Source organism: Pseudoduganella guangdongensis (assembly GCF_009857475.1).
Taxonomy (GTDB): domain Bacteria; phylum Pseudomonadota; class Gammaproteobacteria; order Burkholderiales; family Burkholderiaceae_D; genus Rugamonas; species Rugamonas guangdongensis.
On record NZ_WWCJ01000002.1, the window covers coordinates 344740 to 369589 of the forward strand.

At 63.7% G+C, this 24850-nt stretch carries 20 protein-coding genes; 15 read left to right on the plus strand and 5 right to left on the minus strand.

Features of this window, described 5'->3' with window-relative positions:
• Positions 1–68 precede the first annotated feature (68 nt).
• The gene (gene metE, locus GTP41_RS04215; protein WP_161024305.1) at positions 69–2402 is read right to left on the minus strand and encodes a 5-methyltetrahydropteroyltriglutamate--homocysteine S-methyltransferase; all 2334 of its coding nucleotides are present in this window, start codon (positions 2400–2402) and stop codon (positions 69–71) included.
• A 103-nt stretch (positions 2403–2505) separates the two neighbouring features.
• On the opposite strand from metE, the gene GTP41_RS04220 reads away from it, so the two are divergent.
• The 10 genes from GTP41_RS04220 to GTP41_RS04265 all read left to right on the plus strand — a co-directional run bounded on the left by GTP41_RS04220 (position 2506) and on the right by GTP41_RS04265 (position 10173).
• Positions 2506–3414: a LysR family transcriptional regulator gene (locus GTP41_RS04220; protein WP_161024306.1), complete on the plus strand. Its 909-nt coding sequence runs from the start codon at positions 2506–2508 to the stop codon at positions 3412–3414.
• Positions 3415–3539: 125 nt separating this feature from the next.
• Positions 3540–3812, plus strand: coding sequence for a hypothetical protein (locus GTP41_RS04225; RefSeq protein WP_161024307.1), 273 nt, complete (start codon positions 3540–3542; stop codon positions 3810–3812).
• A 75-nt stretch (positions 3813–3887) separates the two neighbouring features.
• Positions 3888–5066 carry an acetyl-CoA C-acetyltransferase gene (locus GTP41_RS04230; RefSeq protein ID WP_161024308.1) on the plus strand — a complete coding sequence of 393 codons (1179 nt, stop codon included), beginning with the start codon at positions 3888–3890 and terminating at the stop codon, positions 5064–5066.
• 32 nt (positions 5067–5098) lie between these two features.
• Positions 5099–5839 (plus strand): acetoacetyl-CoA reductase, encoded by a 741-nt coding sequence (gene phbB, locus GTP41_RS04235; RefSeq protein WP_161024309.1) that lies wholly within the window; start codon positions 5099–5101, stop codon positions 5837–5839.
• Positions 5840–6161: 322 nt separating this feature from the next.
• Positions 6162–6515: a hypothetical protein gene (locus GTP41_RS04240; RefSeq protein WP_161024310.1), complete on the plus strand. Its 354-nt coding sequence runs from the start codon at positions 6162–6164 to the stop codon at positions 6513–6515.
• Between the two features lie 63 nt (positions 6516–6578).
• Positions 6579–6974, plus strand: a complete 396-nt coding sequence (locus GTP41_RS04245) for a DUF1761 domain-containing protein (RefSeq protein ID WP_161024311.1) — start codon at positions 6579–6581, stop codon at positions 6972–6974.
• Between the two features lie 14 nt (positions 6975–6988).
• Complete coding sequence (locus GTP41_RS04250; RefSeq protein WP_161024312.1) at positions 6989–8263, plus strand: amino acid deaminase; 1275 nt, start codon at positions 6989–6991, stop codon at positions 8261–8263.
• Between the two features lie 37 nt (positions 8264–8300).
• Complete coding sequence (gene pip / locus GTP41_RS04255) at positions 8301–9260, plus strand: prolyl aminopeptidase (protein WP_161024313.1); 960 nt, start codon at positions 8301–8303, stop codon at positions 9258–9260.
• The gene (locus GTP41_RS04260) at positions 9260–9712 is read left to right on the plus strand and encodes a DUF2721 domain-containing protein (RefSeq protein ID WP_161024314.1); all 453 of its coding nucleotides are present in this window, start codon (positions 9260–9262) and stop codon (positions 9710–9712) included. The genes pip and GTP41_RS04260 overlap by 1 nt, the downstream gene beginning before the upstream one ends.
• Before the next feature lie 8 nt (positions 9713–9720).
• On the plus strand, positions 9721–10173 hold the full coding sequence (locus GTP41_RS04265; RefSeq protein WP_161024315.1) for a hypothetical protein: 453 nt from the start codon (positions 9721–9723) through the stop codon (positions 10171–10173).
• On the opposite strand, the gene GTP41_RS04270 is transcribed toward GTP41_RS04265, so the two are convergent.
• Positions 10170–10799: an SRPBCC family protein gene (locus tag GTP41_RS04270; RefSeq protein ID WP_161024316.1), complete on the minus strand. Its 630-nt coding sequence runs from the start codon at positions 10797–10799 to the stop codon at positions 10170–10172. The two genes, GTP41_RS04265 and GTP41_RS04270, sit on opposite strands and share 4 nt — an antisense overlap.
• Before the next feature lie 87 nt (positions 10800–10886).
• On the opposite strand from GTP41_RS04270, the gene GTP41_RS04275 reads away from it, so the two are divergent.
• Positions 10887–12926 (plus strand): NADPH-dependent 2,4-dienoyl-CoA reductase, encoded by a 2040-nt coding sequence (locus tag GTP41_RS04275; RefSeq protein WP_161024317.1) that lies wholly within the window; start codon positions 10887–10889, stop codon positions 12924–12926.
• Between the two features lie 97 nt (positions 12927–13023).
• On the opposite strand, the gene GTP41_RS04280 is transcribed toward GTP41_RS04275, so the two are convergent.
• The 3 genes from GTP41_RS04280 to GTP41_RS04290 all read right to left on the minus strand — a co-directional run bounded on the left by GTP41_RS04280 (position 13024) and on the right by GTP41_RS04290 (position 17505).
• Positions 13024–14730: a cation:proton antiporter domain-containing protein gene (locus tag GTP41_RS04280; RefSeq protein WP_161024318.1), complete on the minus strand. Its 1707-nt coding sequence runs from the start codon at positions 14728–14730 to the stop codon at positions 13024–13026.
• 110 nt (positions 14731–14840) lie between these two features.
• The gene (locus GTP41_RS04285) at positions 14841–15962 is read right to left on the minus strand and encodes a beta-ketoacyl-ACP synthase III (protein WP_161024319.1); all 1122 of its coding nucleotides are present in this window, start codon (positions 15960–15962) and stop codon (positions 14841–14843) included.
• A gap of 112 nt (positions 15963–16074) precedes the next feature.
• The gene (locus GTP41_RS04290; RefSeq protein WP_161024320.1) at positions 16075–17505 is read right to left on the minus strand and encodes a S41 family peptidase; all 1431 of its coding nucleotides are present in this window, start codon (positions 17503–17505) and stop codon (positions 16075–16077) included.
• A 285-nt stretch (positions 17506–17790) separates the two neighbouring features.
• On the opposite strand from GTP41_RS04290, the gene GTP41_RS04295 reads away from it, so the two are divergent.
• The 4 genes from GTP41_RS04295 (at position 17791) to GTP41_RS04310 (ending at position 24842) form a co-directional block, all read left to right on the plus strand.
• Positions 17791–18339: a hypothetical protein gene (locus tag GTP41_RS04295; RefSeq protein ID WP_161024321.1), complete on the plus strand. Its 549-nt coding sequence runs from the start codon at positions 17791–17793 to the stop codon at positions 18337–18339.
• A 110-nt stretch (positions 18340–18449) separates the two neighbouring features.
• Entirely contained in the window at positions 18450–20642 is a 2193-nt protein-coding gene (locus tag GTP41_RS04300) for a TonB-dependent receptor plug domain-containing protein (RefSeq protein WP_161024322.1), read from the plus strand.
• 51 nt (positions 20643–20693) lie between these two features.
• Positions 20694–22706: a M13 family metallopeptidase gene (locus GTP41_RS04305; RefSeq protein WP_202419619.1), complete on the plus strand. Its 2013-nt coding sequence runs from the start codon at positions 20694–20696 to the stop codon at positions 22704–22706.
• A 108-nt stretch (positions 22707–22814) separates the two neighbouring features.
• The gene (locus tag GTP41_RS04310; protein WP_161024324.1) at positions 22815–24842 is read left to right on the plus strand and encodes a M13 family metallopeptidase; all 2028 of its coding nucleotides are present in this window, start codon (positions 22815–22817) and stop codon (positions 24840–24842) included.
• Positions 24843–24850: the final 8 nt, after the last annotated feature.

Below are 24850 nucleotides of genomic sequence, written 5' to 3' on the forward strand. Positions count from 1 at the left end.
CAGCGTCACGCTGGTGTAACTGAGATTGCAGCGGTTGAAGGCGCGTGCGCTGACGGGACAGAAAAGACTTAAGAAAGTTCCAGCTCCTTGCGCAACTGGCGCGCGGCGCTGATCATGTTTTGCAGGGCGGCGGTGGTTTCCGGCCAGGCGCGGGTTTTCAGGCCGCAGTCGGGGTTGACCCAGAGCTGGGCCGGCGGCACCACTTTCGCCGCCTTGCGCAGCAGCTCCACCATCTCATCGCTGCCCGGCACGCGCGGCGAGTGGATGTCATACACGCCGGGGCCGATTTCGTTCGGATAGCGGAAGCTGGCGAAGCCGCCCAGCAACTCCATGGCGGAGCGGCTCGATTCGATCGTGATCACGTCCGCATCCAGCGCGGCAATCGCGGGCAGGATGTCGTTGAACTCGGCATAGCACATATGGGTGTGGATCTGCGTCGCGTCGCCCGCCACGGCGGCGCTGATGCGGAAGGCCTTGGTGGCCCAGGCCAGGTAGGCATCCCAGCGGCTGCGCCGCAGCGGCAAGCCTTCGCGCAGGGCCGGTTCGTCGATCTGGATCACGGCGATGCCGGCCTGCTCCAGGTCGCGCACCTCGTCGCGGATGGCGGCGGCAATTTGCAGCGCGGTGTCCGCGCGCGGCTGGTCGTCGCGCACAAAGGACCATTGCAGGATGGTGACTGGACCGGTCAGCATGCCTTTCACCGGCTTGCCGGTCAGGCCTTGCGCATATTCGGCCCAGCCCACCGTCATGGCCTGCGGGCGCTGCACGTCGCCGTAAATGATAGGCGGCTTGACGCAACGCGAACCGTAGGATTGCACCCAGCCGTTGGCGGTGAAGGCGAAGCCATCGAGCTGCTCGCCGAAATACTCCACCATGTCGTTGCGCTCGGCCTCGCCGTGCACCAGCACGTCCAGGCCGAGTTCTTCCTGCTGGCGGATGGCGTGTTCAATTTCCGCGCGCATGGCTTGCTGGTAGGCTGGCGCGTCCAGTTCGCCGCGCTTGAAGGCGGCGCGCGCGGCGCGGATTTGCGCCGTTTGCGGGAAGGAGCCAATGGTCGTAGTGGGGAATGCCGGCAGCTTGAGGCGCGCTTGTTGCTGGCGCTGGCGCTCGGCAAACGGCGAGGCGCGCCGGTCGGCCTGCACGGCGCCGTCCAGCGCGGCCACGCGCGCCTGGATGGCGGCATTGTGCACGCGCGGGCTGGCGCGCCGGCTCGCCAGTGCGCTGCGGGCGGCGGCGAAGCCGCGCGCGGCCTGGCCGGACACGCGCTCGTCGGCCGACAGCGCGGTTTTCAGCAAGGCCAGCTCGCCCAGCTTTTCCTCGGCAAAGGCGAGCCAGGAACGCAGTCCTTCATCCAGCGCCGGCTCGGCGGCCAGGCTGTACGGCACGTGCAGCAGGGAGCAGGACGTCGACAGCCACACCGGGCCGCTGCGCTTGGCCAGCACGGGCATCAGGGCCGCCAGCGCCGCGTCCAGGTCGCTGCGCCAGATATTGCGGCCATCGATGATGCCGACCGACAGCACCTTGTGCGCTGGCAGCCAGTCCGCCACGCTGGTCAGTTCGCTGGCCGCGCGTACCGCGTCCACGTGCAGGCCGGCCACCGGCAGGCGGCAGGCCAGGCTGACGTTCTCTTCCAGCGGCGAGAAGTAGGTGGCCAGCAGCAGCTGGGCGCCGGACTGGTTGAGCAGCCAGTAGGCCGGCTCAAAAGCGTTGCGCCAGGCATTCGGCAAGTCGAGGCCGAGGATGGGCTCATCCAGCTGCACCCACTCCGCGCCGGCCGCGCGCAGCTGCACCAGCAGCTTGCTGTACAGCGGCAGCAAGCGCTCCAGCAACTCCAGGCGCGCATCCGCCGCGCCAGCCGCGGCGCGTTCCTTGCCTAGCCACAGGAAGGTCAGCGGCCCCAGCAGGACTACCTTGACCGGATGGCCGGCCGCGCGCGCCTCGGCCACCTGCGCCAGCAGCGGCTCGCTGTGCAGCGAGAACTCGGTGGCGCCGCTAAATTCCGGCACCAGGTAATGGTAGTTGGTGTCGAACCACTTGGTCATTTCCAGCGCCGCACCATTTTGGCCGCAGCCGCACGTTTCATGTGCACCGTCGCCGCGCGCCATGGCGAAATAGCGCGCCAGCGGCGACTCGGTACCGTCGAAGCCAAAGCGCGCCGGCTCGCAGCCGAACAGCTGGATATGGTTGGCCACGTGGTCGTACAGAGCGAAATCGCCGACTGTGACGAAATCCAGGCCATGCTCGCGCTGGGTTTTCCAGTGTTGGGCACGGAGCTTGCTCGCAGTCTCCTGCAGGGCTGATTCGTTGAGTTCGCCGCGCCAGAAACGCTCCAGCGCGAATTTCAGTTCGCGCGCTGCGCCGATGCGGGGGAAGCCGGGAATATGGGTTTGGATTAGTTTCATTTTTGTCATGCTCAAGAAATATTGGTGCAGTACAGTTTGCGGCATGAAGGCTTATAATAAAAACGAAACTTTTTGCGCATCAACTTGAAAATTATTCATAGCCATGCTCGAGATTCGTCATCTTCGTACACTGTCGGCCCTGCGTTCCTCCGGCAGCCTGGTCAAGGCAGCCCAATTGCTGAACCTGACCCAGTCGGCCTTGTCGCATCAGATAAAATTGCTGGAAGATCGCTACGGTTCGCCGCTGTTTGAGCGCAAATCCATGCCAATCGGCTTTACGGCCACCGGTGAACGCCTGCTGCGGCTGGCCGATATGCTGCTGCCGGAAGTGGAGCGCGCCGAGCGCGACGTCGTGCGCCTGACCCAGGGCGACACCGGCCAGCTGCGGGTGGCGCTGGAATGCCATACCTGCTTCGACTGGCTGATGCCGGTGATGGATGAATTCCGCACCCGCTGGCCGGACGTGGAGATCGACCTGGTGTCCGGCTTCCACAGCGAGCCGGCCGACCTGCTGCGCAATGGCGCCGCCGACTTGGTGATCGGTTCCGACTACAGCGCTGAATACACGACATTTCCGCTGTTCCGCTTTGAAATCCTCACGGTCATGGCGCAAAAGCACCGGCTGGCCGCGCAGCGCCGCCTGTTGGCGCAGGACTTTGCCGGCGAAACCCTGATCACCTACCCGGTGCCCGAGCAGCGCATCGACCTGATCCGCGAAGTGCTGCGCCCGGCCGGCGTGGAATTCCAGCGCCGCACGGCGGAACTCACGGTGGCCATCCTGCAACTGGTGGCCAGCCGCCGCGGCGTGGCCGCGCTGCCCAACTGGGCCATCAAGAACTATGTGGATTACGACTACGTCGTGGCGCGCCCGGTTGGCGAAACCGGCTTGTGGAGCGACCTGTTCGTGTCGGTACCGCCCGCCCTGCAGCACAAGGCGTATGTGACCGACTTCGTAAACGTGATACGTGAACAGTGCGCCGCGTCGCTTGACGGTATCAAGTTATTGTCGTGACATCGCCTTGATATTTATGCAAAATGAAATTGGCTTGATGTTTATCAAACGTGCGCGAGTATTCGCCAACTAATATGAGAAGTCTTGCGGTACCTCATCCAGTGATTTGACGGAAGGAGCCTGGCATGTACGCGTTCTCTGATGATTTTTCCCGCGCCGCGCAAGCGGCATTCGATGCCCAGTTCGCCAGTTTTGCCAGCCTGTGCGACTGGCAACGCGATGCCGCCTGGGCCTCCATGGCCGCGCTGACGGCGGTCTCTAACGAACTCCTCACTATCCAACAACCGCAGGAGTTGTTGCAATTCGCGGCTGAACATGGCGCGCAAGCGATGGACCGCGCGCAAGCTTTTGGCCGCGAGGCAACGGAAATGGCTTTGAATAAGCCACTATTCCGATAGGTCATTGCTGGCAGCAGGACGGACAGTTAGCTAGAATGCATTGAATCACTTTCATACCACCCCCGGAGAAGCAGAATGGATGATGTAGTAATCGTTGCAGCAGGCCGTACCGCAGTAGGCAAGTTTGGCGGTTCCCTGGCCAAGATCCCGGCAGCAGAGCTGGGCGCGCATGTCATCAAGGGCTTGTTGGCCAAGACTGGCATTGATCCTAACCTGATCAGCGAAGTAATCCTGGGCCAGGTACTGACCGCGGGCGTGGGCCAGAATCCGGCGCGCCAGGCGGTTGTCAAAGCAGGCCTGCCTCACGGCGTGCCAGGCTACACCATCAACAAGGTCTGCGGCAGCGGCCTGAAAGCGACCCACCTGGCGGCGCAAGCCATCAAGTGCGGCGACGCCAACATCATCATCGCCGGCGGCCAGGAAAACATGAGCGCCTCGCCGCACGTGCTGAACGGATCGCGCGACGGCTTCCGCATGGGTGACGCGAAAATGGTCGACACCATGATCGTCGATGGCCTGTGGGACGTCTACAACCAGTACCACATGGGCATCACCGCCGAGAACGTCGCCAAGAAATACGATATTTCGCGCGCCCAGCAAGACGAATTCGCCCTGCAGTCGCAGCTGAAAGCCGAAGCGGCACAGAAGGAAGGCAAGTTCAAGGACGAGATCATCCCGCTGGAAATCGTGCAGAAGAAAGGCAGCATCCTGTTCGACCAGGACGAGTACGTGAAGCCAGGCTCCACGCTCGACGCGCTGGCCGGCTTGCGCCCGGCCTTCGACAAGGCTGGCTCGGTCACCGCCGGCAATGCCTCCGGCCTGAACGACGGCGCAGCCGCCGTGATCATGATGTCCGCTACCCAGGCCAAGCAACTGGGCCTGACCCCGCTGGCGCGCATCAAGGCCTACGCCTCGTCCGGCCTGGACCCGGCCTACATGGGCATGGGCCCGGTACCGGCCTCGCAGCTGTGCCTGAAAAAAGCCGGCTGGTCGCCACAGGACCTGGACCTGATGGAAATCAATGAAGCGTTCGCCGCGCAGGCCTGCGCCGTGAACAAGGAAATGGGCTGGGACACCAGCAAGATCAACGTCAACGGCGGTGCGATTGCCATCGGCCACCCGATCGGCGCTTCCGGCGCCCGTATCCTGGTGACCCTGCTGCATGAGATGGTGCGCCGTGACGCGAAGAAGGGCCTGGCCTCGCTGTGCATCGGCGGCGGCATGGGCGTGGCACTGGCAGTAGAGAGGGAATAAGCTTTCGTTAAAATCGATTAGGGGAACATTAAATGGCACGAGTTGCATTGGTAACGGGCGGCATGGGTGGTCTGGGCGAGGCGATTTGCATCAAGCTGGTCGCGCTGGGCTACAAAGTGGTAACGACGTATTCCCCGAGCAATAAGACGCATGAGTCGTGGCTGGCCACGATGAAGGACCAGGGCTATAACTTTGCCGCCTATCCTTGCGATGTATCGGACTACGATTCGGCGCAGGAGTGCATCGCGGCGGTCGAGCGCGACATCGGCGTAGTGGATGTGCTGGTGAATAACGCCGGTATTACCCGCGACATGACCTTCAAGAAGATGGACAAGGTCAATTGGGATGCGGTGATGAAGACCAACCTGGACTCCGTGTTCAATATGACCAAACCGGTCGCGGACAAAATGGTTGATCGCGGCTGGGGCCGCATCATCAACATCTCTTCGGTCAACGGCCAGAAGGGTGCTTTCGGCCAGACCAACTACTCGGCGGCCAAGGCCGGCGTGCACGGCTTCACCAAAGCTCTGGCGCTGGAAGTGGCGCGCAAGGGTGTCACCGTGAACACCATTTCGCCAGGCTATATCGGCACCAAGATGGTGATGGAGATCCCGAAAGACGTGCTGGATTCGAAGATCATCCCGCAAATCCCGATGGCCCGCCTGGGCAAGCCGGAAGAAGTGGCGGGACTGGTGGCCTACCTGGCATCGGAAGAAGCAGCCTTCGTCACCGGCGCTAACATCGCGATCAACGGCGGCCAGCACATGTCCTGATCGCAGCACAGAGCAACGCAACTTGGAGAGCCGTCCGGCAGGTGCCGGGCGGCTTTTTCGCACGATCCCTACGCGAACAATCAAAGCATTCCCATTATTTGCCCTGCTGGCGCTGGGCCCGCCATAAACAGTATTTTGGCGCATTGTCTGCAGCTGAGGCCCTGAGCCATAGCCGCTCCATTTCTCTTGCTCAGGCGAGAAGAAGAGTGGCTACGCAGGCATGGTCTGGAGCATAAGCCAAAACCGCTCCCAGACTGAAGCTGAAATTGAGAAGGTAATGGCCGAGCATTGCAAGGCATGACGCTAACGGAGGGGCCCTGTCATGAAACGATATGCAGTCCTGCTGGCGCTGGCCGCCAGCGCTTGCAGCAAGGATGTTCCACAAGACAAACTGGTCGAAATCATGAACCAGCGCGCGCCGCTGGTGGCGCATATCGGCCAGGTGACCCGGGTTGATGTGTTGAGCACCGCCAAGGCCGCCGCCGGCAGCCGCGGCGAGCGGCATAGCTGCGAGGTGCGGCTGTTGCACGTCAAGGGCACGAAGGGCGCCACTTACGTCAGCTTCCTGCGCCGCGAAGCCCGCGCCGACACCGAGTCAGCCATCACCTGGGCCGACGACCGCCACGCCGCCGCCGGCAAAATGGGGGAGATGCTTTCGTCCCATTGCAACACTTGATTGACCGCGCGCTGCGGCTCGCATATCGTTCCTCCTCAACAATAACTACTTGGGGAGACAACAATGGAACTGTGGCCACTGAATTACTGGGCTGTCCTGCTGGCGGCCGTATCGAGTTTCATGCTGGGCGGCCTGTGGTATTCGCCGGTCCTGTTCGGCAAACTGTGGAACGATGAGAACGGCGGCGTTAAACAGGACGGGCACCCGGCCAAAGTGTTTGGCATCGCCTTCCTGTTCTCCCTGCTGGCCGCGCTCGCCTTCGCGCGCTGGGTTGGCCAGGCGCCATCGCTGGAATACGCCATCAAGCACGCCCTCCTGGCGGGCGGCGGCATGGTGGCGGCCTGTTTCGGCATCAACTACCAGTTCGCCCAACGCAGCTTCAAGCTGCTGCTGATCGACGGCGGCTACCATACCGCCCAGTTCCTGGTGTTCGCACTAATCCTCGGGCTGTGGCACTAAAAGATCGGAAAGCTATGTTTGCCCTGCCTGAACTCGAAGAACAGACCCTGCAGCCCGGCGTGAAGGGGCTGCCCATCGTTGAACCCCTGCGCCAGCACATGATCGGCGCGCAGCACTGGAATGTGCTGGCGGCGGATACCAGCTTGCCGGTGGCGGTGCTGAAGGCGTCCGCGCTGCAACACAACCTGGACTGGATGCGCAGCTTCTGCGCGCGCCACGGTGTGCTGCTGGCGCCGCACGGCAAAACCACCATGAGCCCGCAATTGATCGCGGCGCAAATCGAGAATGGCGCCTGGGGCATCACGCTCGCCACCATCCCCCAGGTGCAGATCGCGCTGCGCTACGGCGTGCGGCGCGTGATCCTGGCCAATGAGCTGGTGGCGCCGGCCGATATCCGCGCCGTGCTGCACCTGATGCAGGAGGATGCCGGCTTCGAGTTCTACGCGCTGGTCGATTCGCTGCAGGGCGTCGAGCGCCTGTCGCAGGCGGTGCAGGCGTTCGGGTTGCAGCGGCCCTTGCCGCTGCTGGTGGAGCTGGGAATGCGGGGTAAGCGCGCCGGCTGCCGCGAACCCGAGGAAGTCATGGCGGTGGCGCGCGCCGTCGCCGCCGCTCCCGGACTGCAGCTGGCCGGCATCGAAGGCTACGAAGGGCTGGCGTCGGATGTGGACACCGTCAACGTCTTCCTCGGCCGCATGGCGGAGCTGCTGCAAGTCGCAGCGGAGGAGGATTTGTTCGCCGGCGAGCAAGTGATCATCTCCGCCGGCGGCTCGTCGTACTTCGACCTGGTGGCGCGCGGCTTCAAAGGGCTGGCGGTGGCGGGCAAGACGCTGCTGCCCATCCTGCGCAGCGGCTGCTACCTGACCAACGACCATGGCCACTACTTCAACCAGATCGCCGAGCTCGAGGCGCGCGAAGGCGGCAAGGCCGGCGCCGGTTTGCGTCCGGCGCTGGAGGTCTGGGCCACCGTACTGTCGCGGCCCGAGCCTAACCTTGCCATCCTGTCCATGGGCAAGCGCGATGCCGGCTTTGACCTGGGCTTGCCCATGGCGATTGCCGCGCACCGTCCCGGTGGCGCATCCCTGCTGCTGCCCCAGGGCGCCGTGATCGATAAAATGAACGACCAGCACGCCTATCTGCGCTGGCCGGAAGGCGTGCAAACCGGCCTGCAAGTGGGCGACCTGGTCGGCTGCGGCATCTCCCACCCCTGCACAACTTTCGACAAATGGCCGCTGCTGCTGCTGGTGGATGACAGCTACGACGTGCTGCAAGCCGTGAACACCTTCTTCTGAGCGGGTACAATCTTGGCTTCACGCAATGAGGATAGCCATGCCTGACGCCCTGCCACACCTGTTCCCCCCGATCCAGCCCCGCCACAGCGGCATGCTGGCGGTTGATGACATCCATACCATTTACTGGGAAGAAGTCGGCAACCCGAAGGGCATCCCGGTGGTCTTCCTGCATGGCGGCCCGGGCGCCGGCATGTCGCCCCAGCACCGCCGCTTTTTCAACCCGGAGCACTACCGCGTGGTCCTGTTCGACCAACGCGGCGCCGGCAAATCGACCCCGCTGGGCGAAGTGCGCAACAACACCACCCAGCTGCTGATCGAGGACATCGAGCGCCTGCGCAAGATGCTCGGCATCGACCAATGGCTGGTGTTCGGCGGCTCCTGGGGCTCCACCCTGGCGCTGGCCTACGGCCAGGCCCACCCGGAACGCTGCCTGGGCTTCGTCCTGCGCGGCATCTTCCTCTGCACGCAGAAGGAAATCGACTGGTTCCTGCACGGTTCCGAATGGTTCCATCCCGAGGTGTACGACGAATTCATCGCCCCCATCCCGGCAGAAGAGCGCGGCAACCTGTTGCAGGCCTACGTCCAGCGCATCATGGACCCGGACCCGGCCGTGCACTGGCCCGCCGTGCGCGCCTGGAGCAAATTTGAAGGCCGCCGCGTCTTCCTGCTGCCGCAGCCGGACGAGGCGCCGTCCGACATCCTGGACCTGGGCGTGGGCCGCATGGAATCGCACTACATGGCCAACCTGGGCTTCTTCAGCGACAACCAGCTGCTGGCCAATGTCGACCGCATCGCCCACCTGCCAGCCGTCATCGTGCAGGGCCGCTACGACGTGATCTGCCCGCCGGTTTCCGCCTGGCGCCTGCAGCAAGCCTGGGGTGACCATGCCGTGCTGAAAATGATCCCGGACGCCGGCCACGGCGCCATGGAGCAAGGCATCAGCCGCGCCCTGGTCCAGGCCACCGAACAATTCCGCCAGCAAGGACGCTTCGCCTAATGAACATCCAGCTTAGCGATATCGCCCACATCATCCAGCTCGCCATTGCCCCGGTGTTCATGCTGTCCACCGTCTGCACCAACCTGCTGGTGCTGCTGAACCGCCTGGCGCGCATCATCGATCGCTCGCGCGTGCTGGAAGAACGCCTCGATGTCGCCTATAACGAAACCTATATCAACGAGCTGGACGTGCTATACCGCCGTTCGCACCTGATCAATGTCGCGATTGCGCTATGCACCGCCTGCGGCCTGTTCGTCGGCCTGGTGGTGGCCCTGCTGTTTGTCGGCGACGCCACCGACCTGCCGCTCGACAAGTACATTGCCGGCCTTTTCATTGCCGCGATGACCTGCCTGATCGGCAACTTCGGCTACCTGCTGCGCGAGATCTTTATCGCCTCCACCTTTATGCGTGCCCACCGCCACGTGCGGCACATTGAACGCAACCAGAACTAAGAAATATCATGCACGACTACCAACGCCCACCCACGCTGCACCGCTACGGCCCGCGCAGCGAACTCGAACAAGCCCTGAAAGAAGGCCAGTTCGTCCTGCGCCCTGTGGGCAGCTTCCTGACCCTGAGCTTCTCGCAAGCCTGGAAACCCGAGCTGTTCGTCCATTTCGGCGCCGAAAGCTGCCTGGTCATCCATAACACCGAAGAGTTCGGCGAACGTATCCACCGCGCCGTGCAGCGCACCCTGCCGAACTGGGCGGGCATTGACGGTGCGATCGAGTACGGCGGCCGCGCCGCCCTGGGCGCCGCCTTCACCAAGACGCGCGAAGATGCGATCGAGAAAGAATGGCAATTCGCCTGGCGTTCCATGCAGAGCAAGTCCAGCATGAACCCGGTGATGATCCGTATCGGCAGCCTGGAAAATTTTGCGGAAGTGCGCGACCGCGACCAGCGCGCTTCTTAAGGCACCTGCACGCCGGCGGCCACGCCGCGTGCCAGCTCCGACTGTTTCGGCAGCGCCGGCTGGCGCTCCAGGTGGGTCAGCACCGCATGCATCATGCGCTCGATATCGCCGCGGATGATGTTGGTGCCCAGGATGCCCGGCACATAAAAGTTCGGCATCAGGCGCCCGCTGTAGATCACGCGGGTGCCGCCGGTTTCCGGAATGGGAATCAATTCCCAGCGCGCCTCGTAGTGCTTCATATCCCCCGAGACCAGGGCGATGTCGATCGACGACATCGGCTGCTCCGTCGCGCGCACCACCAGGTGGATCGAGCGTGACATGAACAGGAAGCGCGCCGTGCCAAATTGCTCAATGATGACTTCATTGCCATTGCGCGAGAGCACCCGGCACGACGCCAGGTCCGGCACGAATTCCTCCATGCGGTCATAGGTGGTGAGGATGCGCCAGACCGTGGCCAGCGAGGCATTCACCGAGCCGCTGGCGTTCACTTCGTAGAGTTGCTGCGCATCTGCCTTGACCCGATGGACGCTCACTTCCAGCTTGGGCAATTCCAATCGGGACGCCTGTCCCGCGCCCATTGCAGGCGCCGCAAAACCGAGGAACAGTACTAATAACAGTTGCTTCATCCTTCCAGCGTAAGGGAACTGGTGGCAGAATACAAGCGCCGCGCGCTTCCATCGTTAGACAGCGCACGAAACTCCAGCCATAGCGCCATGACCACCAATTTCCCGCATCTCCTCTCGCCCCTCGACCTGGGTTTTACCACCTTGCGCAATCGCGTGATCATGGGCTCCATGCACACCGGTTTAGAGGATCGGTTCTATAACTATGACAAGTTGGCCGCGTTCTACCGCGAACGCGCCAAGGGCGGCGTGGGCATGATCGTGACCGGCGGCATTTCGCCGAATCGCCAGGGCTGGCTGCTGCCGTTTGGCGGCACCATGAACTTCATCGGCGACGTCTTCAACCACCGCAAGGTGACCAAGGCCGTCCACGAGGAAGGCGGCAAGATCCTGATGCAGATCCTGCATGCGGGCCGCTACGGCTACCAGCCGTTTGCCGTCTCCGCCTCCGACAAGAAATCGCCGATCTCGCCCTTCAAGCCGAAGGCGCTGACGGAAGGCGGCATCGAATCCACCATCAAAGCCTATGTGCGCGCCGCGAAACTGGCGCAGAAAGCCGGCTACGATGGCGTGGAAGTCATGGGCAGCGAAGGCTACCTGCTGAACCAGTTCCTCTGCGCGCGCACCAACCTGCGCACCGACCGCTGGGGCGGCAGCATCGAGAACCGCATGCGCCTGCCGGTGGAAATCGTGCGCCGCATGCGCGAGGCCGTGGGCCGCGACTTCATCATCATGTACCGCCACTCGCTGCTGGACCTGGTCGATGGCGGCAATACCTGGGACGAGGTGGTGACTGTTGCCAAGGCCTTGCAGCAGGCCGGCGTCACCATCCTGAACACCGGCATCGGCTGGCACGAAGCGCGCGTGCCGACCATCGTCACCTCCGTACCGCGCGCCGCCTTCGCCGAAGTGGCTGGCCGCCTGCGCAAGGAAGTCACGATCCCGGTGGTCGCCTCCAACCGCATCAACATGCCGGCCGAAGCGGAAGACATTGTGCGCCGCGGCGATGCCGACATGGTTTCGATGGCGCGCCCCTTCCTCGCCGACGCCGAGTTCGTCAACAAAGCCGCCGCCGGCCGCGCCGACGAAATCAACACCTGCATCGGCTGCAACCAGGCCTGCCTTGACCACACCTTCCAGAACAAACGCGCCAGCTGCCTGGTCAACCCGCGCGCCTGCCACGAGACGGAATTGGTGTACCAGCCCGCAGCTGCCAAGCGCAAGGTCGCCGTGGTCGGCGCCGGCCCGGCCGGCCTGTCGGCAGCCACCGTCGCGGCCGAATGCGGCCACGACGTCACCCTGTTCGATTCCGGCGACCGCATCGGCGGCCAGTTCAACATCGCGCGCCAGATCCCCGGCAAGGAGGAATTCAACGAAACTCTGCGCTACTTCGGCCGCAAGATCGAGCTGACCGGCGTCAAGCTGCAGCTCAATCACCGCGTCACGCGCGAAGAGCTGCTCGCTGGCGGCTACGACGACGTGATCATCGCCACCGGCATCCGCATGCGCAAGCCGAAGATCGAAGGCATCGACCACCCGAAAGTGCTGTCCTACATCGACGTCCTGCGCGACAAGAAACCGGTCGGCAAGCGCGCCGCGATTATAGGCGCCGGCGGCATCGGCTTCGACGTCGGCGAATACCTGCTGCACAATCCCGAGCACGCGCTGCCGCTGTCGAAAGAACACTGGACTGCCGAATGGGGCGTCGACCTGCACGCCAACACTGGCGGCGGACTGGTGCCGGCCAAAGTCGCCGAACCGGTGCGCCAGCTTTACCTGCTGCAGCGCAAGACCAGCAAGCTTGGCGCCGGCCTTGGCAAGACCTCCGGCTGGGTGCACCGCGCTGTCCTGGCGCGCAACGGCGTGGTCATGATCCCCGGCGTGCAATACAAGCTGATCGACGACCACGGCCTGCACATTGTGGTTGGTGACGAAGAACGCCTGCTCGCGGTCGACAACGTGATTATTTGCGCCGGCCAGGAAAGCCTGACCGAACTGATGCCGCCCGAAGGCGAGGCACCCGCAGCAGGCGCCCCCCGCTTCCACAAAATCGGCGGCGCCGCGTTAGCGGCCGAACTCGACGCCAAACGCGCCATCAAAGAAGGCGCCGAACTCGCCAGCCGCCTGTAAAACGCAAATGTCCGTTTTGGGGTCAGGAACAGAAGTGGACATTCTTGAAGAAAATGTCCACTTCTGTTCCTGACCCCAAAACGGACATTCTCCGAATTTACTTGGCGATGGCGGCGGCGACGTGGGCGGCCATGGATTTGGCCAGCTCTTGCTCGCCGATGAAGATGGCGCCGACGCGTTCCTTGCGCAGCAGCTCTGCTTCTTCTTCGCTGTGCGTGCGCACGGCGATCTGGATGTCCGGGTTCAGCGCGCGCGCGGTTTCAATCATGGCGCGCACGTGGAAGGTATCGGGCGTGGCCACCACCAGCATGCGTGCCTTGTGGATGTGCGCCTGGATCAGCACACCCGGCTCGCCGGCGTTGCCTGCCACGGCGGCGATGCCTTGCTGGCGCAGCTGGTCCACCAGCTCGCGGTTCTGCTCGGCCACCACATACTCGATGCCTCGCGCAGCCAGCCCCTCGGCGATGTTGCGGCCAACGCGCCCATAGCCCACCAGCACCACCTGGCCCGCCAGCTTGGAGGGCGCGGTCGTCATCGGCAGTTCTGCCAGCGGGTCGGCGCTACGCGCGTAGCGCGCGGCCAGCGTCTTGTTCTTGCCCAGCACGCGCTCCAGCCAGTCGCTCAGCAGGAACATCAGCGGGTTCAGCGCGATCGACAGGATGGCGCCGGCCAGGATCAGGCTTTGCCCTTCCGGCGGCAGCAGGCCAAGCGAGATGCCGAGCGCGGCCAGGATGAAGGAGAACTCGCCAATCTGCGCCAGGCTGGCCGAGACCATCAGCGCGGTGCCCGCCGGATAGCGCAGCAGCACCACCAGCGCCAACGCGGCCAGCGATTTGCCGAACAGGACCACCAGCACCACGGCCAGCACGCGCAGCGGCTGCTCGACCAAAATGCTCGGCTCGAACAGCATGCCGACCGAAACGAAGAACAGCACCGCAAACGCGTCGCGCAGCGGCAGCGATTCGTGCGCGGCGCGGTGGCTCAGCTCGGATTCGCGCAGCACCATGCCGGCGAAGAAGGCGCCCAGGGCGAACGAGATGCCGAACAGCACCGTTGCGGCGTAGGCGATGCCGACTGCAGCGGCAATCACGCACAGCGTGAACAGCTCGCGCGAGTTGGTGCGCGCCACCTGCCACAGGATCCATGGGAACAGCTTGCGCCCCACCAGCAGCATGAAGCCGACGAACAGCGCCACCTGGCCCAGCGTCAGCGCCAGCGCCTTGAGCAGGCCGCCTTCGGCGGCGCCGTGGCCGTGCGCGGCGTCCGGCGCATGGCCGCCCAGCGCGCCCGCCACCGCCGGCAGCAACACCAGCACCAGCACGGTCACCAGGTCTTCCACCACCAGCCAGCCGACGGCGATGCGGCCGTTGAACGAATCGAGCGTGCCGCGTTCCTCCAGCGCCCGCAGCAGCACCACGGTGCTGGCCACCGACAGCGCCAGGCCGAACACAAGCCCGCCGCCCAGGCTCCAGCCCCACCAGTGGGCCAGGGCCATGCCCATGCCGGTGGCGGCGGCGATTTGCAGGATGGCGCCGGGCAGGGCGACTTTGCGCACCTCCCACAGGTCGTCCAGCGAGAAGTGCAAGCCGACGCCGAACATCATCAGCATCACGCCGATCTCGGCCAACTGGCCGGCGAGGGCGGCGTCGGCGACAAAGCCGGGAGTGGCGGGGCCGATCAGGATGCCGGCGGCTAAATAGCCGACCAGTGCGGGGAGTTTGAGGCGGGTGGCGATAAAGCCGAAGACGAGGCCGAAGCCAAGGGCTGCGGCGATGGTGGTAATCAGGCTGACGTCATGGGGCATGCAGGACTCCTTTCGCTAAGGAGTATAACCGCATGAAGATCGGGGTCAGGTCTGACAATCGGACATTTTGCTGCGCAAAATGTCCGATTGTCAGACCTGACCCCGAATTTTTAGGCTTTGCGGACGACGACCGAGCCGATCGAGTACCCGGCGCCGAAGCTGCAGATCACGCCATACGCGCCGGACGGCAAATCATCCTGGTGCTTGTGGAACGCAATGATCGAACCGGCGGAGGAGGTGTTGGCATACGTATCCAGGATCACCGGCGCTTCCAGCGCCTCGGCATCGCGGCCCAGGATGGTGCGCGAAATCAGCTGGTTCATGCTCAGGTTGGCCTGGTGCAGCCAGAAGCGGCTCATTTGTTCCACTTGCAGGCCGGCGCGCTCGATCGAATCCTTGATCATCTGCGCCGCCATCGGGCACACGTCCTTGAACACCTTGCGGCCCTGCTGCTTGAACAGCTTGTCCGGCGCGCCGATGCCGCTTTCATCAAAGCGGTTCATGAAGCCGAAGTTATTGCGGATGTTGTTGGAGAAGCTGGTCTTCAGCTTGGTGTCCAGGATGTCCCACTGGTGCTTGGAGACCGCATCTTCCTTGGCTTCCACGATCACGGCGGTGCAGGCGTCGCCGAAGATGAAGTGGCTGTCGCGGTCGCGATAGTCCAGGTGGCCGGAGGTGATTTCCGGGTTCAGCATCAGCACCGCGCGCGCCTGGCCGCTTTGCACGGCGGCGACCGCTTGCTGAATGCCGAAGGTGGCGGAGGAGCACGCCACATTCATGTCGAAGCCAAAGCCGTCGATGCCGAGCGCTTGCTGCACTTCTACCGCCATGGCCGGGTAGGCGCGCTGCATATTGGAGCAGGCCACCAGCACCATATCGATATCGGCCGGGCTGCGGCCGGCGCGGTCCAGCGCCTGGCGCGCGGCGGCGACGCAAATCTCGGCCTGCAGCGACAGTTCGTCGTTGCTGCGCTCGGGAATGCGCGGGGTCATGCGCTTCGGGTCGAGGATGCCGGATTTTTCCATCACATAGCGCGACTTGATGCCGGAAGCCTTTTCAATGAAGGCGGCGCTCGATGGTTCCAGTGCGGTCACGCTGCCTGCGGCGATGGCGGCGGCGTTGTCGGCATTGAACAGTTCGACGTAAGCGTTGAAAGCGGTGACCAGTTCCTCGTTGCTGATCGAGTTTTCTGGGGTGTAGAGGCCGGTACCGCTGATGACGGCTTGTTTCATGATCAATCTTTCTTATTTGGAAATGGGTCAGGCGACCGGTTAGCCGGGCGATTTTACCGCATCTGCAAACAAAAACGGCGCCCCTGGGGGCGCCGGCTTGATCCGCGTCAGCTTATTTCTTGGGCGGCGGATCCAGTTTGACCAGCTTGGATTCGCCCTTGGCCAGCTGCACCGGCGTCCCTTGCAGGTGGTTGAGCGCCTGCTTCAGCTGGAAGTCCTCGCCGCTGCCGTACTCCAGCGGTTTGCGCTTCTTCTCGGCCGCCAGGATGCGCATCTGCTCTTCCAGCTCGTCGCGCTGGGACTTGCCGCCTTCCTGCTCGCGGTCGTTGGACAGGTGCTTGGCCAGGTCGGCTTCGCGCATGCGCAGGCTGTTCAGGCCGTCGCCGTCCTCGTTTTCATCCACCGCCAGGTCGGGCGCAATGCCCTTGGCCTGGATCGAACGGCCATGCGGGGTGTAGTAGCGCGCCGTGGTCAGTTTGACGGCGGTGTCGGCCGTCAGCTGGCGGATGGTCTGCACCGAGCCCTTGCCGAAGGTTTGCGAGCCGATGATGGTGGCGCGCTTGTAGTCCTGCAGGGCGCCGGCCACGATTTCCGAGGCCGAGGCGGAGCCGGTATTCACCAGCACGGCCATCGGCACGTGCTTGACCGCCGCCGGCAGCTTGGCCAGCGGGTCGCCGTCGCCGCGCAGCGAGTAGTATTCGGCGCGGCCGTAGTAGATCTGTTTCGAATCAGGCAGTTGGCCGTTGGTCGAGACGATTGGCGTGTCCTTCGGCAGGAAGGCCGCCGCCACGCCGATCGCGCCTTGCAGCACGCCGCCCGGGTCGTTGCGCAGGTCCAGCACCAAGCCTTTCAGGTGCGGGTCCTGGCGGTACAGTTCGGTGATCTTGGTGGCCAGGTCTTCCACCGTCGGTTCCTGGAATTGCGAAATGCGGACCCAGGCATAGCCCGGCGACACCATGCGCGCCTTCACGCTTTTTTGGTGGATTTCTTCGCGGTTCAGGGTGAATTGCAGCGGCTGCGGCTCATCCTTGCGCATGATGGTCAGGGTCACCTTGGTGCCCGGCTCGCCGCGCATCTTCTTGACCGACTCATCCAGGCTGAGGCCTTTCAGCGAGGTGGCGTCCAGGCGCGTGATCATGTCGCCCGCCTTGATGCCGGCGCGGTAGGCCGGCGAGTCCTCGATCGGCGCCACGATGCGGATATAGCCCTCGTCGCTCTGGCCGATTTCAATGCCCAGGCCGACGAACTTGCCCTGCGAGCCTTCGCGCAGCTCGGCATAGGCTTTCTTGTCCAGGTAGGCGGAATGGGGGTCGAGCGAGGCCACCATGCCCGAAATGGCTTCGGTCAGCAGCTTTTTGTCTTCCACCGATTCGACGTAGTCGGATTTGATCAGGCCGTACACATCGGCGAGCTGCTTGAGCTCCTCCAGCGGCAGGACCGGGTCAACCTGCTTCTGCGCCATCGCGGAAAACTGGAGGGATACCGCGACCCCTGCCACCACGCCCAAGCCGATCAGGCCGGCGTTCTTGAGTTTCTTGCCCATGTGTCACCTGTTCCGAATACAGCGGTTAACTCGTCCGCTATTGGAATTCAGTATAAACCTGATTTTCAGCAATCGTAGCTGCCAGCATGGAATAAAAGCGTGGGAAAGCCACGCAAAATGCATAACTTGATAGGTGTTTGCCAAGGTTTTAACCGGAGTAAGTATTTGTAAGAAAGCCTATTGCCCCGGCATGCCGCACCTACACTGGGTCTCGCAATTTCTCTCTACCCTGAAGTGGTCTTATGCCTGCGCCCCGCGCAGGCATCTTTTTTTCTGGAGCATGCAATGAGACTGATCCATTCTGCCCGCGCCGCCTGGCTGGTGCTGGCCATGGCCGCCGCGCCGGCCTTTGCCGTGCCGCTGATGGAGCTGCGCAGCGAGGACCTGGTGCCGATGGCCGCCGAATTCCGCAAATCCCTGAACCTGAACGCCAACCAGTCAACCCTGTGGGCCAAGGTGGAAAACCAGAGCAAGGTGCTGCTGCGCGAGCGCAAGGCGCGGCGCGACCGTCTGCAGGAGGCGACCCGCCAGCGGCTGGAGGCGCAAAACGTCGAGCTGCGCGAGCTGCAGGCCGGGCTGGAGGCGGAGCAGGCCGCCACGGCCGCCGAAGATCGCCAGTTGCGCGAATGGTGGCTGGGCATCAACGACGCCCTGGATGACAGCCAGCGCCTGGCCGTGGCAAAGTTTCTTTCAGACCAACTGGTGCGCGTGGAGGGCGGCCCCGGTGGCACGCGCGGCGAGCGGCCAGCCGGCGAACGCGGGGAGGGCGGCCAGCGCGGCGGGCCGGGCGGACGCGGCGGCATGGGCGGACCGGGCGGCGGCCGCGGCATGTAGCCCCGGTATCAAAAAGTAAAAAAACGCCCGGCGGCACGCCAGCCGCCGGGGCCGGGTTTACAATGCCTGCGCGGCGCCAACCGGCCAGCCGCGCGGATCATTGTCAAACCATGAAGAAGTTACTCCCCCTCGCTTTCGCCAGCCTGGGTGTCGCGGCCGCCAGCGGCGCTGCAGCCCAAAGCAAGCCAGCCGACCCCGTCTTACCCCAGGTCACCATCAGCGGCGGCCGCCAGGACGATATGGTCGAGCGCCGCAACTCGACCGCCGGCAAGCAGGTCTACGGCCGCGAGGAGCTCGACCGCAATGGCGACAATAACGTCGGCGACGTGCTGAAACGCCTGCCGGGCGTGACCCTGGGCGGCCGCCCAGGACGCGGCGGCGAAGTGCGCATGCGCGGCCTGGGCAGCGGCTACACCCAGGTGCTGGTCAACGGCGAACGCCCGCCTGCCGGCTTTTCCATGGAGTCGCTGTCGCCCGACCAGGTCGAGCGCATTGAAGTGATGCGCGGCCCGGTGGCCGAACACAGCGCGCGCGCCATCGCCGGCACCATCAATATCGTGCTGCGCGACGGCTACCAGGTGCGCGACGTGCAGGTGAAAGCCTCCGACCGCCTGGAGCACGGCCGCCACTCGCCCGAAGTCTCCGTCACCATCCCGGGCAAACAGGGCGCGCTGAATTACACGGTATCGGCCTCCTTCAATGTCAGCCGCCAGCAAGACCGCAGCCAGACCCGCAACCTCGACACCGAAGACAACGGCGACCTGGCCAAGGAACAGTTCCTGCAAAGCGAAAGCGCCGGCACCAACAAGGGCCTGCACCTGGTGCCGCGCCTGTCGTACAAGTTTGAAAACGGCGACACGCTGAATTTCCAGACCATCCTGATGCACCAGCAGGGCCGCAGCAATGCCACCACCATGCTGGAGCAGACCGTGCCCCTGGTGGCGGCCGGCGAGCCGCGCGGCCCGGAATACAACCTGGCGCAGCAGGGCAGCGAGAACGACGTCACCTTCCTGCGCGGCTTTGGCAACTGGGTGCACCGCCTGCAGGGCGCCAGCAAACTCGATGTGAAGTTCGGCTTCGGCCTGGGTAAGCGCGACAGCGACTCGCTGCGCTACCAGTACAACAAAACAGGCGCGCTGCTGGACCGCTTTACCGACACCGACAGCATCAGGGACAAGAGCGTCAACACTGGCGGCAAATACACCTCGCCGCTGGGCACGGGCCATATGCTGGCCGCCGGCTGGGACCTGGAAGCGAGCCAGCGCGATCAACTGCGCGTATCGCTGGACAAGAACGGCAAGCCGCAGTTTGCCGACTCCGGCGAAAACCTGGCTGCCGACACGCGCCGCATCGCCCTGTTCGCGCAGGACGAATGGGATATCACGCCGCAGTGGTCGGCCTCCATCGGCGCGCGCTGGGAAGGCATCCGCACCACTTCCGACCGCAGCGCGGGCAGCATCGCCAACACCAGCAAGGTCTTCAGTCCGCTGCTGCACGCGGTGTGGAAGATCCCCGGCGCCGAGAAGGACCAGGTGCGCGCCAGCCTGACCCGCAGCTACAAATCGCCCACCGTGCAGGACCTGATCGCCGCCCCGGCGCAATCGCGCCAGAACAGCGCCACCAGCCCTGACCGCACCGGCAACCCGAACCTGAAGCCGGAACTGGCCACCGGCCTGGACCTGGCCTACGAACACTACCTGGGCCGCAACGGCATCGTCAGCATCAGCGGTTTCGTGCGCAAGATCGATGACCTGATCCGGCGCGACCTGGAGCTGCGCCAGACGGAACTCGGCCTGCGCTGGGTGTCCGCGCCCTTCAACGTGGGCAAGGCGCGCACCAGCGGCATCGAGCTGGAAGCCAAGTTCTCGCTGGCGGAGTTGATGGACGACGCGCCGCAGATCGACTTCCGCAGCAACTACAGCCGCTTCTGGTCCAAGGTGGACGGCATCCCCGGTCCGGACAACCGGCTCGACCAGCAGGCCAGGCAGACGGCCAACCTGGGCATGGACTACCGCCTGAAAGACATTCCACTCACCTTGGGCGCCAGCTACAACTGGACGCCGCTGGTCCGCACCCAGGTCAGCGACAAGCAGCGAGTGGAAACCAGCCGCAAACGCGTGCTGGACATGTATGCGCTGTGGCGTTTCGACAGCCGCACGCAGCTCCGCCTCAGCGCCAACAACCTGCTGGCGGATGATGCAACCGGGTACAACCTGGTGTACGCTAATGGGCTTGCCTCACAAGCGGCCTCGCTGAACCCCACTTACACCCAGTGGAGTGTTCGACTTGAAACCAAATTCTAAAGGGACAACAGAGTGAAACGTTTTATCCTGAGCACCATTACCCTGAGCGTGATGGCGGCTTTCGCCCACGCGGCGGGCCACGAAGGCCATGACCACAACCCAGCCCCGGCACTGACCTCGGGTATCGACACGCAATACATCGACAAAAGCGTGCGTGCACAGGACGACTTCTTCCAGCACTTGAACGGCGAATGGCTGAAGAACACGGAAATCCCGGCCGACAAATCGAGCTGGGGTTCCTTCGCCAAGCTGCGCGACGACACCCTGTTCCACCTGCGCGACCTGATCCAGGACCTGCAAAAGCAGAAAGGCCTGAAAGGCGACGAAGCCAAGATCGCCGCGCTGTACGCTTCCTACATGGACGAAGCCAAGCTGGAAAAGAATGGCATCAAGCCGCTGGCCGGCGAGCTGTCCAAGATCCGCGGCCTGAAGGACAAGAAAGGCCTGCCGACCCTGATCGCCCACCTGAACAAATCCGGTGTGCCTGCGCCCTACGGCGTCGGCGTGAGCCAGGACGCGCGCAACTCGACCCAGTACGCCGCCTACATGGGCCAGTCCGGCCTGGGCTTGCCAGACCGCGACTACTACCTGAAAAAAGAAGACGCCAAAATGGCCGACGTGCTGGCCAAGTACGAGCTGCACGTGGCCAAGGTGCTCGGCATGGCCGGCAACAAGAACGGCGCCGACATGGCCAAGGCCATCATCGGCCTGGAAACCGAACTGGCCAAAGCCCAGTGGACGCGCGTGGAAAACCGCGACCCGGTCAAGCGCTACAACAAGATGGAAATCGTCAAGCTGGCCGAGATCGCGCCAGGCTACGACTGGAAAGCAGCGCTGGGCGCCGTGGGCATCGCCAGCAAGACCGACAGCGTGATCGTGGCCCAGCCAAGCTACATGACCGAATTCGCCAAGCTGGTGGAAAGCACCCCGCTGGAAACCTGGAAAGCCTACTTCGAATGGCAACTGCTGCGTGACGCGTCGCCTTACCTGAGCAAGGAATTCGACCAGGCCAACTTCGCCTTCTACGGCACCGTGCTGACCGGCGTGACTGAACAGCAGCCACGCTGGAAGCGCGGCGTGGGCGTGGTGGAAGGCGCCATCGGCGAAGGCCTGGGCAAGCTGTACGTGGCCAAGTACTTCCCGGCCGAGCGCAAGGCGCGCATGGAAGAACTGGTGAAGAACCTGCTGGTGGCCTACAAGCAGAGCATCGACAGCATCGACTGGATGGGCCCTGAGACCAAGAAGCAGGCGCAGGAAAAGCTGGCCAAATTCACCCCGAAAATCGGCTACCCGAACAAATGGCGCGACTACAGCAAGCTGCAGTTCAACGCCGGCGACCTGGCGGGCAACCTGCGCCGCGCCACCGAGTTCGCGTACAACCGCAACATCGACAAGCTGGGCAAGCCGATCGACAAGGATGAGTGGGGCATGACCCCGCAGACCATCAACGCCTACTACCGTCCTACCGCCAACGAGATCGTGTTCCCGGCCGCCATCCTGCAGCCGCCGTTCTTCGACATGAAGGCGGACGACGCGGTCAACTACGGCGCCATCGGCGCCGTGATCGGCCACGAAATCTCGCACGGCTTCGACGATTCCGGCTCGCAGTACGACGGCGACGGCAACCTGCGCGACTGGTGGACCGCGCAAGACCGCGCCGCCTTCAAGGTCAAGGCCGACGCCATGGTCAAGCAGTACGGCTCTTACGAACCGGTGCCGGGCTACCCGATCAACGGCAAGCTGACCCTGGGCGAAAACATCGCCGACAACTCGGGCCTGGCGATCGCCTACAAGGCCTACAAGATCTCCCTGGGCGGCAAGCCGTCCCCGGTGATCGACGGCCTGACCGGCGAACAGCGCGTGTTCATGGGCTTCGGCCAGGTATGGCGCACCAAGATGCGCGACCAGCAAGCCATTGTGCAGGTCAAGACCGACCCGCACTCGGCCGGCCGCTTCCGCGCCAACGGCACCGTGGTCAACCAGCCGGCCTTCTACGAAGCCTTCGGCGTGAAGGAAGGCGACAAGATGTACGTCAAGCCGGAAGACCGCATCATCATCTGGTAATCAATCCGGAGACAAAAAAGCCACGCCCAGCGTGGCTTTTTTTTTAAGTTTGCCAGGGCGGCGTGCTAGAGTCGCGCGATACCGTCACACATACCTAGGAGGGTAACCTTGAAACGCAAGATCATCAGCGCCGTTGTCGTCGGCCTGTTCACCGCCAACGCGGCATTTGCCGCCGGCAAAGCACCGCTCAAATCCGGCATCGAAGTCCAGCACATGGACAAAGCCGTCCGTGCCCAGGATGACTTCTACCTGCACACCAACGGCGCCTGGATGAAGAACATCCAGATCCCGGCCGACCGCTCCTCCTGGGGCACCTTCGCCGTCATGGCGGAAGAGATCCAGCCGCGCCTGCGCGCCCTGATCGAAGAAGCCGCCGCCAAAGGCGGCAGCGCCGACGCCAAGCGCGTGGGCGACCTGTTCGCCTCCATGATGGACGAAGCCCGCGCCGAGCAGCTGGGCATTACCCCGCTGGCCGGCGAGCGCGCCCGCATCGCCGCCCTGAACGACAAGAAGCAGCTGGCCGCCCAGTTCGCCCAGTTCTCGCGCATGGGCGTGAGCAGCCCGTTCGACGTCAGCATCCACCAGGACAACAAGGACTCGACCCGCTACGTGGCCGACCTGGCGCAATCGGGCCTGTCCATGCCTGACCGCGACTACTACCTGAAGAAGGACGACGCCAAGCTGGCCGACACCCTGGCCAAGTTCGAAGCCCACGTGGCCCGCATGCTGGCGCTGGCCGGCGACAAGAACGCCGCCGCCACCGCCAAGGCCGTGGTCAACGTGGAAACCCGCATCGCGCAAATCCAATGGACCAAGGTCGAGCTGCGCGACCCGGTCAAGGCCTACAACAAGTACGAAGTCGCCAAGTTGAACGAGTTGATGCCAGGTTTCGACTTCAACACCTGGCTGGACGGCGTGCACGTCGGCGGCAAGGTGAAAGACGTGATCGTCAGCCAGCCGACCTACCTGCAGGCGCTGGACAAGGTGATCGCCGAAGTGCCGCTGGAAGACTGGAAAGCCTACCTCGATTACCGCCTGCTGGCGACTTACTCGCCGCAGCTGTCCAAAGCCTTCGTGGACGAGAACTTCGCCTTCTACGGCACCACCCTGAGCGGCGCCACCGAACAGCGCCCGCGCTGGAAGCGCGCCGTGACCCTGACCGAAGGTGCCATGGGCGAAGCGGTCGGCAAGCTGTACGTGGCCAAGCACTTCCCGCCGGAAGCCAAGGCGCGCATGGAAGTGCTGGTGAAGAATCTGCTGCTGGCCTTCAAGCAAAGCATCGACACCCTGGAGTGGATGGGTCCAGCGACCCGCAAGGAAGCGCACGCCAAGCTGGCCAAATTCACCACCAAGATCGGCTACCCGAACAAGTGGCGCGACTACAGCGCGCTGGAGATCAAGCGCGACGACCTGGTGGGCAATGTGATGCGCGCCAACCAGTTCGAGCACAACCGCAATGTGGCCAAGCTGGGCAAGCCGATCGACCGCGAAGAGTGGCTGATGCCGCCGCAGCAGGTCAACGCCTACTACAACCCGGAGATGAACGAGATCGTCTTCCCGGCCGCCATTTTGCAGCCGCCGTTCTTCGACATGAAGGCCGATGACGCAGTCAACTACGGTGGTATCGGCGCCGTGATCGGCCACGAAATCTCGCACGGCTTCGACGACCAGGGCTCGCAGTTTGACGGCAACGGCAACCTGCGCAACTGGTGGACCGAAGAAGACGGCAAGCGCTTCAAAGAGCGCACCGCCATCCTGGTCAAGCAATACGGCGAATATGAAGCGCTGCCGGGCTACCAGGTCAACGGCGAACTGACCCTGGGCGAAAACATCGGCGACAACTCCGGCCTGGCCGTCGCGTACAAAGCCTACAAGCTGTCGCTGAAGGGCAAAAAGGCGCCGGTCATCGACGGCTTCACCGGCGAACAGCGCTTCTACATGGGCTGGGCCCAGGTATGGCGCACCAAGTATCGCGACGCCGCCCTGATCTCGCGTGTGAAAACCGACCCGCACTCCCCAGGTCCATTCCGCGCCAACGGCACCCTGCGCAACCAGCCAGGCTTCTACGACGCCTACAGCGTAAAAGAAGGCGACAAGCTGTACCTGCCGCCAAAAGACCGCGCGATTATTTGGTAAACCGCCAG